12 protein-coding genes, 1 tRNA gene and 1 pseudogene are annotated in these 16,456 nt (G+C 51.2%); 9 read left to right on the plus strand and 5 right to left on the minus strand.

Annotated features, from left to right (window positions below):
* Positions 1-2: 2 nt before the first annotated feature.
* Positions 3-692, plus strand: coding sequence for a tRNA (guanosine(18)-2'-O)-methyltransferase TrmH (gene trmH, locus D9742_RS01285; protein ID WP_001070177.1), 690 nt, complete (start codon positions 3-5; stop codon positions 690-692).
* A 5-nt stretch (positions 693-697) separates the two neighbouring features.
* On the plus strand, positions 698-2,779 hold the full coding sequence (gene recG, locus D9742_RS01290; RefSeq protein ID WP_130235736.1) for an ATP-dependent DNA helicase RecG: 2,082 nt from the start codon (positions 698-700) through the stop codon (positions 2,777-2,779).
* 187 nt (positions 2,780-2,966) lie between these two features.
* Here recG and gltS read toward each other — a convergent pair whose 3' ends face one another.
* Positions 2,967-4,172, minus strand: a complete 1,206-nt coding sequence (gltS, locus tag D9742_RS01295) for a sodium/glutamate symporter (protein WP_062883740.1) — start codon at positions 4,170-4,172, stop codon at positions 2,967-2,969.
* A 280-nt stretch (positions 4,173-4,452) separates the two neighbouring features.
* On the opposite strand from gltS, the gene xanP reads away from it, so the two are divergent.
* On the plus strand, positions 4,453-5,844 hold the full coding sequence (xanP, locus tag D9742_RS01300; protein ID WP_130222452.1) for a xanthine/proton symporter XanP: 1,392 nt from the start codon (positions 4,453-4,455) through the stop codon (positions 5,842-5,844).
* Positions 5,845-5,965: 121 nt separating this feature from the next.
* Positions 5,966-7,675, plus strand: coding sequence for an AsmA family protein (locus tag D9742_RS01305; protein WP_130235737.1), 1,710 nt, complete (start codon positions 5,966-5,968; stop codon positions 7,673-7,675).
* A gap of 52 nt (positions 7,676-7,727) precedes the next feature.
* Here D9742_RS01305 and yicI read toward each other — a convergent pair whose 3' ends face one another.
* A complete protein-coding gene (gene yicI, locus D9742_RS01310) occupies positions 7,728-10,046 on the minus strand; it encodes an alpha-xylosidase (protein WP_130235738.1) in 2,319 nt (772 codons plus the stop codon).
* Positions 10,047-10,365: 319 nt separating this feature from the next.
* Between yicI and D9742_RS01315 the strand changes: the two genes are divergently transcribed.
* Positions 10,366-10,460, plus strand: a tRNA-Sec gene (locus tag D9742_RS01315).
* A gap of 152 nt (positions 10,461-10,612) precedes the next feature.
* Here the strand turns inward: D9742_RS01315 and fliB are convergent.
* Positions 10,613-11,827 carry a flagellin lysine-N-methylase gene (fliB, locus tag D9742_RS01320; protein WP_130235739.1) on the minus strand — a complete coding sequence of 405 codons (1,215 nt, stop codon included), beginning with the start codon at positions 11,825-11,827 and terminating at the stop codon, positions 10,613-10,615.
* Positions 11,828-12,030: 203 nt separating this feature from the next.
* Here fliB and D9742_RS01325 point away from each other — a divergent pair.
* A pseudogene (locus tag D9742_RS01325) lies at positions 12,031-12,955 on the plus strand (carboxylate/amino acid/amine transporter).
* Positions 12,956-12,958: 3 nt separating this feature from the next.
* On the opposite strand, the gene nlpA reads toward D9742_RS01325, so the two are convergent.
* Positions 12,959-13,777 (minus strand): lipoprotein NlpA, encoded by an 819-nt coding sequence (gene nlpA, locus D9742_RS01330; protein ID WP_130235741.1) that lies wholly within the window; start codon positions 13,775-13,777, stop codon positions 12,959-12,961.
* Positions 13,778-13,997: 220 nt separating this feature from the next.
* Here nlpA and yicS point away from each other — a divergent pair, with 220 nt between their 5' ends.
* Positions 13,998-14,291, plus strand: coding sequence for a protein YicS (yicS, locus tag D9742_RS01335; RefSeq protein ID WP_130235742.1), 294 nt, complete (start codon positions 13,998-14,000; stop codon positions 14,289-14,291).
* A gap of 40 nt (positions 14,292-14,331) precedes the next feature.
* On the opposite strand, the gene nepI is transcribed toward yicS, so the two are convergent.
* Positions 14,332-15,522, minus strand: a complete 1,191-nt coding sequence (gene nepI / locus D9742_RS01340; protein WP_130235743.1) for a purine ribonucleoside efflux pump NepI — start codon at positions 15,520-15,522, stop codon at positions 14,332-14,334.
* 233 nt (positions 15,523-15,755) lie between these two features.
* Here nepI and D9742_RS01350 point away from each other — a divergent pair, with 233 nt between their 5' ends.
* Both D9742_RS01350 and D9742_RS01355 read left to right on the plus strand, forming a co-directional pair.
* Positions 15,756-16,109 carry a type II toxin-antitoxin system RelE/ParE family toxin gene (locus D9742_RS01350; RefSeq protein ID WP_130235745.1) on the plus strand — a complete coding sequence of 118 codons (354 nt, stop codon included), beginning with the start codon at positions 15,756-15,758 and terminating at the stop codon, positions 16,107-16,109.
* Positions 16,093-16,416, plus strand: coding sequence for a DNA-binding transcriptional regulator (locus tag D9742_RS01355; protein WP_130235746.1), 324 nt, complete (start codon positions 16,093-16,095; stop codon positions 16,414-16,416). Before D9742_RS01350 ends, D9742_RS01355 begins: the two co-directional genes overlap by 17 nt.
* The last annotated feature ends 40 nt before the right edge of the window (positions 16,417-16,456 follow it).

Raw genomic sequence — 16,456 nt, forward strand, 5'->3', positions numbered from 1 at the left:
TTATGAACCCAACACGTTATGCACGTATCTGCGAAATGCTCGCCAGGCGGCAGCCTGATCTGACCGTCTGCATGGAGCAGGTCCACAAACCTCATAACGTTTCTGCGATCATTCGTACCGCAGATGCCGTTGGTGTACACGAAGTCCACGCCGTCTGGCCAGGCAGCCGAATGCGCACCATGGCCTCAGCAGCAGCGGGCAGCAACAGCTGGGTACAAGTGAAGACACACCGTACCATTGGCGATGCCGTCGCCCATCTGAAAGGTCAGGGCATGCAGATTCTGGCAACCCATCTTTCTGATAACGCTGTCGATTTCCGCGAAATTGATTACACCCGCCCGACCTGTATTTTGATGGGTCAGGAGAAAACGGGCATCACTCAGGAAGCGTTAGCACTGGCGGATCAGGACATCATCATTCCGATGATCGGCATGGTGCAGTCACTGAACGTCTCTGTTGCCTCCGCTCTCATTCTCTACGAAGCCCAACGTCAGCGGCAAAATGCAGGCATGTATCTGCGTGAAAACAGTATGTTGCCGGAAGCAGAGCAACAACGTCTGCTGTTTGAAGGCGGCTATCCGGTGCTGGCAAAGGTCGCGAAACGCAAAGGTCTGCCCTACCCCCATGTCAATCAGCAAGGCGAGATTGAAGCTGATGCAGACTGGTGGGCCACTATGCAGGCCGCAGGGTAAACGCCATGAAAGGTCGCCTGTTAGATGCTGTCCCGCTCAGTTCCCTAACGGGCGTGGGCGCAGCGCAAAGTAACAAACTGGCGAAAATCAACCTGCATACCGTGCAGGATTTACTCTTACACCTTCCCTTGCGCTACGAAGATCGTACCCATCTCTACCCCATCGGTGAGCTACTGCCAGGTGTTTATGCCACGGTAGAAGGCGAAGTACTGAACTGCAATATCTCCTTCGGCGGTCGGCGCATGATGACCTGCCAGATTAGCGACGGTTCCGGCATTCTCACCATGCGCTTTTTCAATTTCAGCGCGGCGATGAAAAATAGCCTGGCGACCGGGCGACGCGTGCTGGCTTACGGCGAAGCAAAGCGTGGCAAATATGGTGCGGAGATGATCCACCCAGAATACCGCGTACAGGGCGATCTCAGCATGCCGGAGTTGCAGGAGACACTCACACCGGTTTATCCAACTACCGAAGGCGTAAAGCAGACAACGCTGCGTAAATTAACCGACCAGGCACTGGATCTGCTCGACACCTGCGCCATTGAAGAGTTATTACCGCCAGAGTTATCAAAAGGAATGATGACGTTACCGGAGGCCTTGCGCACCCTGCATCGCCCACCGCCGACGCTGCAACTAAGCGATCTGGAAACCGGGCAGCATCCGGCGCAACGTCGTCTGATTCTGGAAGAACTGCTAGCGCACAACCTCAGCATGTTGGCGTTACGCGCCGGAGCACAACGTTTTCATGCCCAGCCGCTTAGCGCCAACGACGCGCTGAAAAATAAACTCCTCGCTGCCTTACCATTCAAGCCAACGGGCGCACAGGCACGCGTAGTGGCGGAGATCGAGCGCGACATGGCGCTGGATGTGCCGATGATGCGCCTGGTGCAGGGCGATGTAGGTTCCGGTAAAACGCTGGTTGCCGCCCTCGCCGCGTTGCGTGCTATTGCTCACGGTAAACAGGTGGCATTGATGGCACCAACCGAGCTGCTTGCTGAACAGCACGCCAATAACTTCCGCAACTGGTTTGAACCGCTCGGTATCGAAGTGGGCTGGCTCGCCGGTAAACAGAAAGGTAAAGCGCGACTGGCTCAGCAAGAAGCCATTGCCAGCGGTCAGGTACAGATGATTGTTGGCACTCACGCTATTTTCCAGGAACAGGTGCAGTTTAACGGCCTGGCGCTGGTGATTATCGACGAACAGCATCGCTTTGGCGTGCATCAGCGTCTGGCATTGTGGGAGAAAGGCCAGCAGCAAGGCTTCCATCCGCATCAGTTGATCATGACCGCCACACCGATCCCCCGCACGCTGGCGATGACTGCGTATGCTGATCTCGATACCTCAGTCATTGATGAACTGCCGCCAGGACGTACCCCAGTGACGACAGTGGCAATCCCGGATACGCGTCGTAACGACATTATCGACCGCGTACGCCACGCCTGCATGACTGAAGGGCGTCAGGCGTACTGGGTTTGTACGTTGATTGAAGAGTCAGAGTTACTGGAAGCACAGGCAGCAGAAGCTACGTGGGAAGAGTTGAAACTGGCGTTGCCAGAACTGAACGTTGGCCTGGTACACGGACGGATGAAACCAGCCGAGAAGCAGGCAGTGATGGCGTCGTTTAAACAAGGTGAGCTACACCTGCTGGTTGCCACAACCGTTATTGAAGTCGGCGTTGATGTGCCTAACGCCAGCCTGATGATCATCGAAAACCCGGAGCGTCTGGGTCTGGCACAGTTGCACCAGCTTCGCGGGCGCGTAGGTCGTGGCGCGGTGGCTTCTCACTGTGTGCTGCTCTACAAAACGCCGCTGTCTAAAACGGCGCAAATTCGCCTGCAAGTGCTGCGCGACAGCAACGACGGGTTTGTGATTGCACAGAAAGACTTAGAGATTCGCGGACCGGGTGAACTGTTAGGCACGCGTCAGACGGGTAATGCTGAATTTAAAGTGGCAGATTTACTGCGCGATCAGGCGATGATCCCGGAAGTTCAACGCCTGGCGCGGCATATTCACGAACGTTATCCACAACAGGCTAAAGCCCTGATAGAACGCTGGATGCCAGAAACAGAACGTTACTCCAACGCGTAAAAGACGGCGGTGAGAAGACCGCCGTTTCAGGTTGATCTACCTTCCTACTGGATGCGGCGTGAACGCCTTATCCAGCCTACAGAAACTTACGAACTCAATAAATGGTGATCAATACATAGGCCTGATAAGCGAAGCGCATCTGGCATTTGTCTTTGTTGCGGCGGCACTTACACCGCCGCTTCATCGGTTAACCCGCAAAAATCGGCAACATCAAATACAGCTTAATCACCAGCGCGTTAACAATATCGATAAAGAACGCACCGACCATCGGCACCACCAGGAAGGCCATATGTGAAGGGCCAAAACGTTCGGTGATCGCCTGCATGTTAGCGATTGCCGTTGGCGTTGCACCGAGGCCAAAACCACAGTGACCCGCAGCCAGCACCGCCGCATCGTAGTTTTTGCCCATCATGCGCCAGGTGACAAATATGGCGTACAACGCCATGAAGATGGTCTGTACCACCAGAATCGCCAGCATCGGCAGCGCCAGCGAAGCCAGCTCCCACAGCTTCAGGCCCATCAGCGCCATCGCCAGGAACAACGACAGACTTACGTTACCCAACACCGATACCGCACGTTCAAAGACGCGATAAAAGCCCATCATTGACAGGCCGTTGCTCAAAATCACGCCTACAAACAGCACACAAACGAAGGTTGGTAATTCAAAAGCAGTGCCAGCCAAAAGTTGAGCAACGACTTTGCCCACTGTCAGGCAGATAGCAATCAGCGCGATAGTTTCAATCAGCACCAGCGAGGTGATCATACGCCCTACATCTGGCTTTTCGAACGCCGTCGGGACTTCCTGGTCATCCGGAATACCGTTCGGTGTGGTGGAGTGTTTCACCAGATAACGCGCCACCGGGCCACCAATCAACCCGCCCAGTACCAGACCGAACGTTGCACAGGCCATCGCCACTTCCGTCGCGTTAGTAAAGCCGTAACGTTCAATGAACAATTTACTCCACGCAGCTCCCGTACCGTGACCGCCGGAAAGCGTAATAGAACCGGCCAGCAGCCCCATCAGCGGATCAAGTCCTAACAGGCTGGCCATACCAATACCGATGGCGTTTTGCATCACCAGTAAGCCAACAACCACAATCAGAAAGATACCCACCACACGTCCACCGGCACGTAAGCTGGCAATGTTGGCGTTCAGGCCGATGGTGGCAAAGAAAGCCAGCATCAACGGATCGCGCAGCGACATATCAAAGTTGACTTCCCAGCCCATGCTTTTTTTCAGCACCAGCAGCGCCAGCGCCACCAGCAAACCACCCGCAACAGGTTCCGGTATGGTGTATTTCTTCAAAAAGGAGACAGAGTGAACTAATTTGCGCCCGAGCAGCAACGTCAGCGTTGCGGCAACAAGCGTTGCTAAAGTGTCGAGATGAAACATAGATAGCTCCTTTGTATCCGCACCACTCTTTCATACTCGTCATACTTCATCGCACATGTACTGTAAGGTGCACTATGACGAGTTTCGAGTCATGCATTCCCGGTTCGAATTCTTAGCTGAAAATAAAAAAATGGCATGGATTTTAAGCAGAAAACAACCAAAAGTTATATAAAAAAGTGCATTTATCGCATTTAAATATTTATAAGAATGCATGGCAAACGTTTGCTTTTGCCCTTCGGTCAGCTAAAATGCCCGCTTTGCTACCACGGGATTGTTTTCGATGTCTGTTTCCACCCTCGAGTCAGAAAATGCGCAACCGGTTGCGCAGACTCAAAACAGCGAACTGATTTATCGTCTTGAAGATCGTCCACCGCTTGCTCAAACTCTGTTTGCCGCCTGTCAGCATCTGCTGGCGATGTTTGTCGCGGTAATCACGCCAGCACTGTTAATCTGCCAGGCGTTAGGTTTACCGGCACAGGACACGCAACACATTATTAGTATGTCGCTGTTTGCCTCCGGTGTGGCATCAATTATTCAGATTAAAGCCTGGGGGCCGGTAGGTTCCGGGTTGTTGTCGATTCAGGGTACCAGTTTCAACTTCGTTGCCCCGCTGATTATGGGCGGCACGGCGTTGAAGACCGGCGGTGCTGATGTTCCCACCATGATGGCAGCGCTGTTCGGTACGCTGATGCTGGCAAGTTGCACGGAGATGGTGATCTCCCGTGTTCTGCATCTGGCGCGCCGCATTATTACGCCGCTGGTTTCTGGCGTCGTGGTGATGATTATCGGCCTGTCGCTGATTCAGGTTGGGTTAACGTCCATTGGTGGCGGCTATGCTGCCATGAGCGACAATACCTTTGGCGCACCGAAAAACCTGCTACTGGCGGGCGTGGTCTTAGCCTTAATCATTCTGCTTAACCGCCAACGTAACCCTTACTTACGCGTGGCCTCTCTGGTGATTGCGATGGCGGCCGGGTATGCGCTGGCGTGGTTTATGGGCATGTTGCCAGAAAGCAACGAGCCGATGACGCAAGAACTGATTATGGTGCCAACGCCGCTCTATTACGGTCTTGGTATTGAATGGAGTCTGCTGCTGCCGCTGATGCTGGTCTTTATGATCACCTCGCTGGAAACCATTGGCGATATCACCGCGACCTCCGACGTTTCCGAACAGCCGGTTTCCGGTCCGCTGTACATGAAACGTCTGAAAGGCGGCGTGCTGGCAAACGGCCTGAACTCGTTTGTCTCAGCAGTATTTAACACCTTCCCGAACTCCTGCTTCGGACAGAACAACGGTGTAATCCAGTTAACAGGTGTTGCCAGCCGTTATGTCGGTTTTGTGGTGGCACTGATGTTGATAGTGCTGGGTCTGTTCCCGGCAGTGAGCGGTTTTGTGCAACACATCCCAGAGCCAGTTCTGGGCGGCGCTACGCTTGTGATGTTTGGCACCATCGCCGCATCCGGTGTGCGCATCGTTTCCCGCGAGCCGCTGAACCGTCGGGCAATTCTGATTATTGCGCTGTCGCTGGCCGTCGGTCTGGGCGTTTCTCAGCAGCCGCTGATTTTGCAATTTGCCCCTGACTGGCTGAAAAATCTGCTCTCTTCAGGTATTGCCGCTGGCGGTATTACTGCCATTGTGCTGAACCTGATTTTCCCGCCGGAAAAACCGTAATTCACTTAGCGGCGGTAAGTTTCTGTACCGCCGCAGCGACTCACTTTCACCATTCCCGCCTTGAGGAATGCGCGTAAATCGTGCATAACTCCCTTATGTGTATTTCGCGGGATGGAAGACTATGAAATTTATTGGGAAGCTGCTTCTCTACATTTTCGTCGCGCTACTCGTAGTGATAACTGGCCTCTATTTTCTTCTGCAAACCCGTTGGGGTGCGGAGCATATCAGCGCATGGATTTCCGAAAATAGCGACTATCATTTGGCCTTCGGGGCAATGGATCACCGCTTTTCCGCGCCATCTCATATCATACTGGAGAACGTCACATTTGGTCGTGATGGACAGCCCGCTACCCTGGTGGCAAAAAGTGTTGATATCGCCTTGAGTAGTCGACAACTGACCGAACCACGCCATGTCGATACCATTCTGCTGGAAAACGGGACGCTGAATCTCACCGACCAGACCGCGCCGTTACCGTTCAAAGCCGATCGCCTGCAACTGCGCGATATGGCATTTAATAGCCCAAATAGCGAGTGGAAATTGAGTGCGCAGCGGGTAAATGGCGGCGTCATTCCGTGGTCACCAGAAGCCGGTAAAGTGTTGGGAACGAAAGCGCAGATTCAGTTCAGTGCTGGCTCCCTGTCGCTCAATGATGTCCCTGCCACCAATGTGTTGGTTGAAGGCAGTATTGATAACGATCGCGTTACGCTGACCAATCTGGGTGCCGATATCGCGCGTGGCACATTAACCGGAAACGCGCAGCGTAACGCCGACGGTAGCTGGCAGGTGGAAAACCTGCGCATGGCGGATATCCGTCTGCAAAGCGAAAAATCACTGACTGATTTCTTTGCGCCATTGCGCTCTGTACCTTCGTTACAGATTGGTCGACTGGAAGTGATAGATGCTCGCCTGCAAGGTCCGGACTGGGCGGTGACCGATCTCGATCTCAGCTTGCGCAACATGACCTTCAGTAAAGATGACTGGCAGACACAGGAAGGCAAGCTGTCGATGAACGCCAGCGAGTTTATTTATGGTTCGCTGCATTTGTTTGACCCGATTATGAACGCAGAATTCTCCCCGCAGGGCGTGGCGCTGCGCCAGTTCACCAGCCGCTGGGAAGGGGGAATGGTCAGAACATCAGGAAACTGGCAACGCGACGGGAAAACGCTGATCCTCGATGATGCGGCAATTGTCGGGCTGGAATATACCCTGCCAAAAAACTGGCAACAGTTATGGATGGAAACGACACCCGGCTGGTTAAACAGCCTGCAACTGAAGAGATTTAGCGCCAGCCGCAACCTGATCATTGATATCGACCCTGACTTTCCATGGCAACTCACCGCGCTCGATGGCTATGGCGCGAATCTGACACTGGTTGCCAATCATCAATGGGGCATCTGGAGTGGCACAACGAATCTGAATGCCGCCGCCGCGACGTTCAATCGTGTTGATGTTCGCCGTCCGTCGCTGGCGCTGGCCGCTAACAGCAGCACGGTGAATATCAGCGAACTTAGCGCGTTTACCGAGAAAGGCATTCTGGAAGCCACTGCCAGCGTTTCACAAACGCCCCAGCGCCAGACGCATATCAGCCTGAACGGGCGCGGTGTGCCGGTGAATATTCTGCAACAGTGGGGATGGCCAGAGCTACCGATTACTGGCGATGGCAATATTCAGCTCACCGCCAACGGCAATATTCAGGCCGATGCACCGCTAAAACCCACGGTTAACGGGCAACTCCATGCGGTTAACGCCGAGAAACAGCAAGTGACCCAGACCATGAATGCTGGCGTCGTTTCCAGCGGTGAAGTCACGTCGACAGAACCAGTGCAGTAAAAATCAATCTCTCCGGGTACGACACAGCCGTACCCGGCATTCCTTCAATAAATTACAAATTAATTGTTAGCGCATTCCCTTGAGGCGTCACCACCAGCCCCTGCTCACCTTCAGCCTGCGAACCGCCTTGTAGACCACTTACTTTCACAATATTGCGCAAGCACAGCGTCCAGTTCTTCGCTTCCCCCGCGCCTGTCACGGTAATCGTGCTGCCACTACGCGCCGCTTTCAGGGTGAAAAGCACAGAACCATCGGCGGCCGGCACTTCACAGACGGCTTCACGCCCGTCTTGCAGATTAAAGAGCTGGAAAGCCGTGCCGTCATGCCATGCGTAGTCAGGACGTTGATCGTTGTTGCCCAGCGCCAGTAAGGTATTATCACGCACGTAAACCGGCAAACTCATAAAATTATGCTGCTGTTTATGCCAGCGATTACCGTCGATTTCATCGTTATGCCACAGGTGCGTCCAGCAACCTTCCGGCAGATAAAACTGTACATCGCCCGCTTCAGTGAACACCGGCGCAACCATCACGCTGTCGCCCAACATATACTGACGGTCAAGGTAATCACAAGCCGGATCGTCCGGGAACTCCATCACCATTGCACGCATCATCGGCGTACCCTGCGCGTTAGCGCGAGCGGCTTCGCGATACAGATATGGCATCATGCGGCATTTCAGCTGCGTAAAGTGGCGCACAACATCGCAGGATTCATCATCATAGGCCCACGGTACTCGGTAGGATTTGCTGCCATGCAGACGACTATGGCTGGAGAGCAAGCCAAATGCGCACCAGCGTTTGTAAACATGCGCCGGTGCGGTATTTTCAAAGCCGCCAATATCATGACTCCAGAAGCCAAAACCAGAAAGGCCAATAGATAAACCACCGCGCAGACTTTCCGCCATCGATTCATAATTGGCGTAGCAGTCGCCGCCCCAGTGCACCGGAAATTGCTGTCCGCCGACAGAAGCAGAACGGGCAAACAGGACAGCTTCTTCCTCACCGACGGTGTCTTTCAACACGTTCCATACCAGTTCGTTATAGATGTACGCATAATGGTTATGCATTTTCTGCGGATCGGAACCGTCAAACCACTGAACATCTGTTGGAATACGTTCGCCAAAGTCGGTCTTAAAGCAATCAACGCCCATCGCGACCAGACCCTTCAGTTTATCGGCGTACCATTTGCAGGCATCCGGATTGGTAAAGTCATAAATCGCCAGACCTGGCTGCCATTTATCCCACTGCCACAGCGAACCATCCGGGCGTTTGAGTAAATAGCCTTTTTCTTGTAACTCTTTAAAGACGGGTGATTTTTGCCCGATATAGGGGTTAATCCAGACGCAAATTTTCAGCCCTTTCGCTTTCAGGCGGCGGATCATCCCTTCCGGGTCCGGGAAGGTTATCGGATCCCACTCAAAATCGCACCACTGGAAGGCTTTCATCCAGAAACAGTCGAAGTGGAAAACATGTAGCGGCAAATTGCGCTCTGCCATACCGTCGATAAAGCTATTTACCGTGGCTTCGTCGTAGTTGGTGGTAAATGAGGTCGTCAACCACAGACCGAATGACCATGCGGGCGGCAGCGCCGGACGCCCTGTAAAACGGGTATAGCGATCGAGTACCGCTTTCGGCGTCGGACCGTCGATAACAAAATATTCGAGATATTCACTCTCGACGCTGAACTGCACTTTGGAGACTTTCTCAGATCCCACTTCAAACGAGACGCACTGCGGATGATTGACCAGCACGCCGTAGCCGCGATTAGTGATATAGAACGGGATGTTTTTGTATGCCTGTTCGGTGCTGGTGCCGCCGTCGCGGTTCCAGGTTTCTACCGTCTGCCCGTTACGCACCAGCGCGGTGAAACGTTCCCCCAGACCGTAAACGGTTTCACCAACACCGAGATCCAGGCGCTCAAACATGTAGTTACGATGGGTGTTGGTATCCTGCACATAGCCGCTGTTTTTCAACTGGCTACCCGTGATACGCACGCCGTTGCGCAGAAAATCGAGCGACCAGAACTCCCCTTTGGTCACACGGATGCTCAAATTACCGCTCTTCAGCTCGGCAAACTCACTGGTGTTTTGCATCTCCACCGGAACGTCATACAACACATTAAGCGGGTAATGGGGGCCGTTATCCTGCGCCCCTTGAAAATGCTCAATTCTTACACCAACGATACCTTCCTGCGGCGAGAAAAAGCGCAGCGTAAACAGCGGCATATCCAGCTGCCAGGTGCGTTCGCGCACATCACGCGGCGCGGCGTAAACCACCATCTCATTTTCCTGTTGCTCAACATCAAAAACCTGGATGGGGTGAATCAAATTAAGACCAGGTTGAATGAGCCAGTTTCCATCGCTGATTTTCATAATTCGTTCCTTTCGCTCTGAAAGTTTTGTTACTCCAGGCATGACAAGAGAAGAAAACACCAGTAAGGCAGCCCGATACCCAGACTTGCTTTGTAAACCATCCGAAAGAGTGGGGATATTGCTATTTTTTGTTATCAAATTACGTTTCTTGTTTTCTGTGATCGTGGTAACGCCAAAATGTAACTTATGGATTTGCTGAAGGTTTCTGTGAAGGGGATCATGGCAAGGTGAAACGAAGCGGAAAAAAGTGTGATGGGGGATGTGATAAGGCGAGGAACTAGCTATAATGCGCCCCGCCTCCATGTAGCAATCGAGGCGCGGAAGATCGTCGTCTCCGGTGAGGCGGCTGGACTTCAAATCCAGTTGGGGCCGCCAGCGGTCCCGGGCAGGTTCGACTCCTGTGATCTTCCGCCAAAGTTCCTCTCCTGACGTTCAGCAATCCCTTGTAATACCGTTTAAAGCAGATAATTTCCTCTCAATCTGCTTTACCGGAGTTGTTCTTAATATTTATTACAACGGAAGCGACATGTCAGACAAACGCTTAACCCACTCCCCGACAGGCGAATTTAACGAATCAACAGCAGGCAGGAGAGATCGTCCCCGGCATTAATCATGTCGATCGCTTTATTCATCCGCTGGTAAATAGTTGGCGAGTGCAAGGTTGTCTCGGCAAGACTCGCCACAATCTTCAGTACCGTCGCCTCATCTGGAGTGACCTCCAGCGATACCAGACTCAACAGATGCTTAATGTAGAAATAGTCGAGGATCAAATGGTAAACCTGACGCATGGCCGTTGAGAAATCAGCTCCCGGAAAATAACTGTGGTAAATTTTGTAGGTCAGCAAATTGCGCAATACATGCGGGGCACTGAGGATAGAATCCTGGCATAGCTGCTGCCATTGTTTGTTCAGCACAGCAAACTTGTCAGCCATAACCTGCTTATCCGGTCTGTTTGCCACGTCTAAATACACCGCCATCTTACGATGCAAGTCAGTAATAATACGATCCCTGCTGCTCTTATTCGCGACAAGCGAACCCAATACCGTCAGCGCACGTACCTTCAATCCCACCGACTCCGTAGGGGTTGATTGACGATTCAGACTCATACCTGCCGCCAACTTGCTTATTAGTTCCTGATGGTACTGTTCAGCCTGCGCAAAATGGTTGTGCAGATCGAACTCAATGCGCTGTAGGTAAATCATAAACTGTGCCAGCGCCATCAGATTCTCTTCAACGTTCAACGATGGAGCTTGTAGGAGGTGCCAGGCAAAGAGATGCACAATCTGGTGGATCTGATTAACTGACGGCTTGGCGGTGAAGGTATTTTTCGCCTTCGCCAACAGTTCATCCTGTTCGTGCAATAACATGCTGTCGGCATCAAACAATACCAGTCGGGCTACTTCTGGGCATGAGAGCACCATCGAATGGCGAGTTGTATCCGCGTAGTGCCTTTTGCTACGTGGATACACAGCACAGGTGTCTGAAAGCGCTTTTTCTCCCAGATCACGATGGACCATGCAGAGTTTATTTTCATCGAGAAACGGACACTGCCCCTGCGCGTCTAGTTTGATTATCGAATAGCGGCTTTTACCATTTCGCACCCGTAATAGATTCTCTTTCGCCAACTGGGCAATTTTCGGGTGTTGTTCGTTGAGGTAAGTATGATGGGTTTTCTTGTCGATGTGTATCTTCCATCCCTGACAGCAGGAAATCAGGCAGTTGGGACCGACGCAGGCAAACTTCTTCACAAACTCGGGGGTTATCACTTTATGGATTTGCATAACTATCTTCGCGTATAAAAAGCGAACAGTAGCACGCTGTCAGAACAAAATGATAACGTCATAACCTGACGGTTTAACAAGTATTTCACCCGTTTCATAAATCTCGTCCCATCAAATGACTGGTTTACCGGAAGGGGGCATTCTCACCATTTTTGCTATCATGCCTGCATACATAAACGACAAAACAGTATGCAGAGGGAAAAATGGGTTCCACCAGAAAGGGGATGATAAACGTTCTGATTGCCGCCGTATTATGGGGAAGTTCAGGCGTTTGCGCGCAATACATCATGGAGCAAAGTCAGATGTCATCGCAGTTTCTGACTATGACGCGACTAATATTTGCCGGATTTATTCTGCTGACGCTCTCTTTTGTCCACGGCGATAAAGTCTTCTCGATCATTAAGAATCATAAGGATGCCGTCAGCCTGCTTATTTTTTCTATTGTTGGCGCTCTGACCGTCCAGCTTACTTTCTTACTGACGATTGAAAAATCCAATGCAGCTACAGCAACGGTGCTGCAATTTTTATCACCAACGATTATCGTGGCCTGGTTCTCACTGGTACGAAAATCGCGCCCCGGTATTCTGGTATTTACCGCGATTTTGACCTCCCTGATAGGCACATTTTTGCTGGTCACCCACGGTAATCCAACATCGTTGTCGATCTCTCCTGCTGCGCTGTTCTGGGGAGTTGCTTCAGCCTTTGCTGCCGCATTCTATACGACATACCCCTCAACGCTCATTGCCCGTTACGGCACGTTGCCCGTCGTCGGCTGGAGTATGCTCATTGGCGGGCTGGTCCTGCTGCCCTTTTATGCCGGGCAAGGAACACATTTCGTGGTTAATGGCAGCCTGATTCTGGCTTTTTTCTATCTGGTGGTGATTGGAACTTCACTGACCTTTAGTCTGTATCTGAAAGGTGCACAGTTAATTGGCGGGCCGAAAGCCAGTATTTTGAGTTGCGCAGAACCATTAAGTAGCGCGCTACTCTCTTTGCTGTTACTGGGGATCACCTTCACATTACCAGATTGGCTGGGAACGCTGCTGATTCTGTCATCGGTGATTTTGATTTCAATGGATTCCCGCCGCCGCGCCAGAAAAATGTAATCATCCGGCGCGGCACGGTTGATCATTACCAGCCAGGCACCGCGCCACCGTTAAAGAGGGTTTCTGCCGCTTTAGCAACTTCTGGTGACTGATAAGATTGCAGAAACTCCTTCACGTTTTCTGCATCCTTATTATCTTCCCGCGCCACCAGAATATTCACATACGGTGAGTTTTTATCTTCAATAAATACGCTGTCATGCACCGGAGAAAGTCCTGTTTGCTGGATGTAAGTGGTGCTGATAATCGCTACATCCACTTTCGGGTCGTCCAGTACACGTGGCAACTGTGCCCCTTCCAGCTCCATTATCTGCAAATGGCGCGGATTCTCAGTAATATCCAGCGCCGTTGGCAGTAAACCTTTCCCCTCTTTCAAGGTAATAAGTTTCTCTTTTTGCAGCAGTAACAGCGCACGACCCAGATTGGTCGGATCATTCGGAATCGCTACTGTCGCCCCTTCTTTTAGCTGATCGATCGTTTTAATTTTTTTCGAATAGCCCGCCATGGGGAAGACAAAGGTATTTCCTACCGCCACCAATTTGTAACCGTGCGCCTGATTATCCTGTTCAAGGAAAGGACGATGCTGGAAGACATTGGCATCCAGTTCACCCTGATTGGTTGCATCGTTCGGCAACAACGAACCACTAAACCCAACTAATTCAACTTCAAGGCCATACTTCTCTTTGGCCACTTTTTTAGCGACTTCAGCCACATCCTGTTCAGCACCGTTAATGACGCCAACTTTAATGTGTTTGGCATCGCTGTTTTGTTGGTCGCAGCCTGCCAGCAGGATCCCCGCCAGAAATAATGCAGCCCCTGTCCGTAGATGATGTGTTGTCAGTTTCATTTTTTATCCTTTTATTAATGATTACCTGACTATAGCGGTAAGGTCGCTGCGGTTTAAAAAACGAAACGCTATCGATAAGAATAAAAAGGAATAAAAGTGGAATATAAGGTCTGGCACTTCTTACTGACCAAACAAGCGAGTTTCGTACAGCATGATGAGAGCGATAAAAGCAAACTACACTTATGCTTCATTCGATACACATTTGTAAAAGGTTGAATCCATGAAACCAACGACACTACTGCTTATTTTCACTGTTTTCGCTATGCCCGGCATCGTATACGCCGAGTCGCCTTTTAGCTCACTGCAGTCCGCAAAAGAGAAAAATACGGTATTAGAGGATTTGCGGAAAATTTGCACCCCGAAGGCATCGTTGTCAGATGAAGCGTGGGAAAAGTTAATGTTGTCAGATGAAAATAATAAACAACACATACGCGAAGCCATCGTGGCGATGGAACGTAATAATCAGAGCAATTATTGGGAAGCGTTGGGTAAGGTAGAATGCCCGGATATGTAAGAGCGGCAATAACCACTGACCAACGCTTCTTTACCTGATATCAGGATTTCTTCATTTTCACCTTTGCAGTAACCAACAATGCAGTCAGCAACATCAATGTGCCAGACAACATCAGCGGCGAAGTCAGACCAATGTTATCCAACGCGTAACCGCCGATTGCCGCACCGCAGGTATTGGCAAGCTGAATAACGGCCACCTGAATAGACCCAGCCTTTTCTGCCTGATCGGCCAATGAGCGAGTGATCCACGTTGACCAGCCAACGGGAATTAAAGCAAAGGTAAGCCCCCAGATAATCGCCACACCAGTAGCAACAATTTTATCGCTTCCCCACAGCGTCAGAACCAGCGCACTCAGGGCGAGCACAAACGGTGCGCCCGCTAAGGCCAGTTTCACCGAACGTTTGAGAATAAAGGACGAAAGCGATGTCCCGACAAAACTGGCGATACCAAAACTCAGCAGCACCAGCGTTAAACCATCAACACCGAATCCCGCCAGATTCATATACACCGGACGAATATAAGTAAAAAAAGCAAACTGCCCGGCGAAGGACATGAAGATGGCGATCATCCCGGCCATTACTCCCGGACGCTGCAACAGGCGAAAGGCATTTTGTTTCTGATGTGACGGTTCGCCAGGCAGCGAAGGTAATGATTTGATAATCCAGATAATACACAGTACGCCCATCACCGCCGCCGCATTAAAGACATTGCGCCAACCGATAAGCTCGCCTAAAAAACTGCCCAGTGGAGCGGCAATAACCAGCGCGATGGACACCGCGCCGAAGATCACCGACAGCGCCTTCGGCACCGTACGAGGCGGCACCAGGCGCATGGTCAGCGACGCCGACATCGCCCAAAATCCGCCCAGTGCCAGTCCCAGACAGGCTCGACCGATTAACAGCAGACTAAATGAGTTGGCAAAGGAAACCAGCAAGCAGGAGAGCGTCAGCAAAACGGCGAACAGAATGACAACGTAGCGCCGGTCGGTGGCCTGAATGGTCTGGGTAATAAACAAACTGGCAAACATCGCCACAAAAGCGGTAACGGTCACCGATTGCCCGGCAACCCCTTCCGAAATTCCTAAATCCTGCGCCATCGGCGTCAACAAACTGACGGGCAAAAACTCAACGATAATCAGACAGGCGACGCAAAACGCCACCGAGAAAACGGCTGACCAGTTCGGTCGGGTGATGGCATCCGCGCCGCGGTTTTCGGCAATAATTTCACTCATGGTGTTACCCGTGGCATGTTTCAGGGGAAAAGCCGACCAGTCTAACATTGAAATGTGTGACGTATTTAACGTTTTTGCAACTTTTACGATGTTGTGGGAAAAGTTCGAGGCTGCTCGAGGAAATAAAAATCATATGGCAAGGTGATATGCATTGACGCGATTTCGTTGGAAACAAGGGATAAAGTATCGCACTTAGTGATATACTTTAATAACAGGACATCAACGATATGCGTGTGTTTAAAACCAAATGGTTTGCAAGGGAAGCCAGGTCTCATGCAATAACAGATGAAGAGTTGTGCCAGGCCATTTTAGAAACGGATCAAGGTAAAGCTGATGCGCTTGGTGGTGGCGTTTTTAAAAAGCGACTTCACCAAAATCGTGAGCGTGCAATTATTCTGGCGAAAGGGGGCAGCAATTGGTTTTACACGTTTTTATATGCAAAACAGGATATGTCGAACATCAATAGTCAGGAACTGGCTGGATTTCGAGAACTTGCAAAGCATTATGCCTTCCTGACGAAAGCCCAACTGACGGCCATGATTAACAGTAAAGAACTGACAGAGATCTGCTATGACTGCAAAAACTAAATTCAAAAGCCCTGCATTTGAGGCCATTCACAGCGCAGCTGCTGGATTGTCCAGCGTTGATGCCATTTCTGCCGAAACAATGCGTACTTTTGACAAAGCCTGCCTGACCAGCGTGCCAGACTTACAACCTGTTGAGATAAAAGCACTACGGGAAAAATTAAAAGTGAGTCAACCCGTCTTCGCTCACTATCTCAATACCAGTGTTTCAACTGTACAAAAATGGGAAAGTGGCACTAAACGCCCCAGCGGTATGTCATTAAAACTACTTAGTATTGTGCAAAAACACGGGCTAGAGGTGCTGCTGTAAATAGAACGTAGAGAATGCATCCGTCTACTGCCAAATCCGA

This window comes from Escherichia sp. E1V33, assembly GCF_004211955.1.
Lineage (GTDB): Bacteria > Pseudomonadota > Gammaproteobacteria > Enterobacterales > Enterobacteriaceae > Escherichia.

Bases quoted from the DNA above. Each gene is read 5' to 3' on its own strand.
- trmH (WP_001070177.1), top strand. From the start codon at position 3: ATGAACCCAACACGTTATGCACGTATCTGCGAAATGCTCGCCAGGCGG.
- recG (WP_130235736.1), top strand. From the start codon at position 698: ATGAAAGGTCGCCTGTTAGATGCTGTCCCGCTCAGTTCCCTAACGGGC.
- gltS (WP_062883740.1), bottom strand. From the start codon at position 4,172: ATGTTTCATCTCGACACTTTAGCAACGCTTGTTGCCGCAACGCTGACG.
- xanP (WP_130222452.1), top strand. From the start codon at position 4,453: ATGTCTGTTTCCACCCTCGAGTCAGAAAATGCGCAACCGGTTGCGCAG.
- D9742_RS01305 (WP_130235737.1), top strand. From the start codon at position 5,966: ATGAAATTTATTGGGAAGCTGCTTCTCTACATTTTCGTCGCGCTACTC.
- yicI (WP_130235738.1), bottom strand. From the start codon at position 10,046: ATGAAAATCAGCGATGGAAACTGGCTCATTCAACCTGGTCTTAATTTG.
- fliB (WP_130235739.1), bottom strand. From the start codon at position 11,827: ATGCAAATCCATAAAGTGATAACCCCCGAGTTTGTGAAGAAGTTTGCC.
- nlpA (WP_130235741.1), bottom strand. From the start codon at position 13,777: ATGAAACTGACAACACATCATCTACGGACAGGGGCTGCATTATTTCTG.
- yicS (WP_130235742.1), top strand. From the start codon at position 13,998: ATGAAACCAACGACACTACTGCTTATTTTCACTGTTTTCGCTATGCCC.
- nepI (WP_130235743.1), bottom strand. From the start codon at position 15,522: ATGAGTGAAATTATTGCCGAAAACCGCGGCGCGGATGCCATCACCCGA.
- D9742_RS01355 (WP_130235746.1), top strand. From the start codon at position 16,093: ATGACTGCAAAAACTAAATTCAAAAGCCCTGCATTTGAGGCCATTCAC.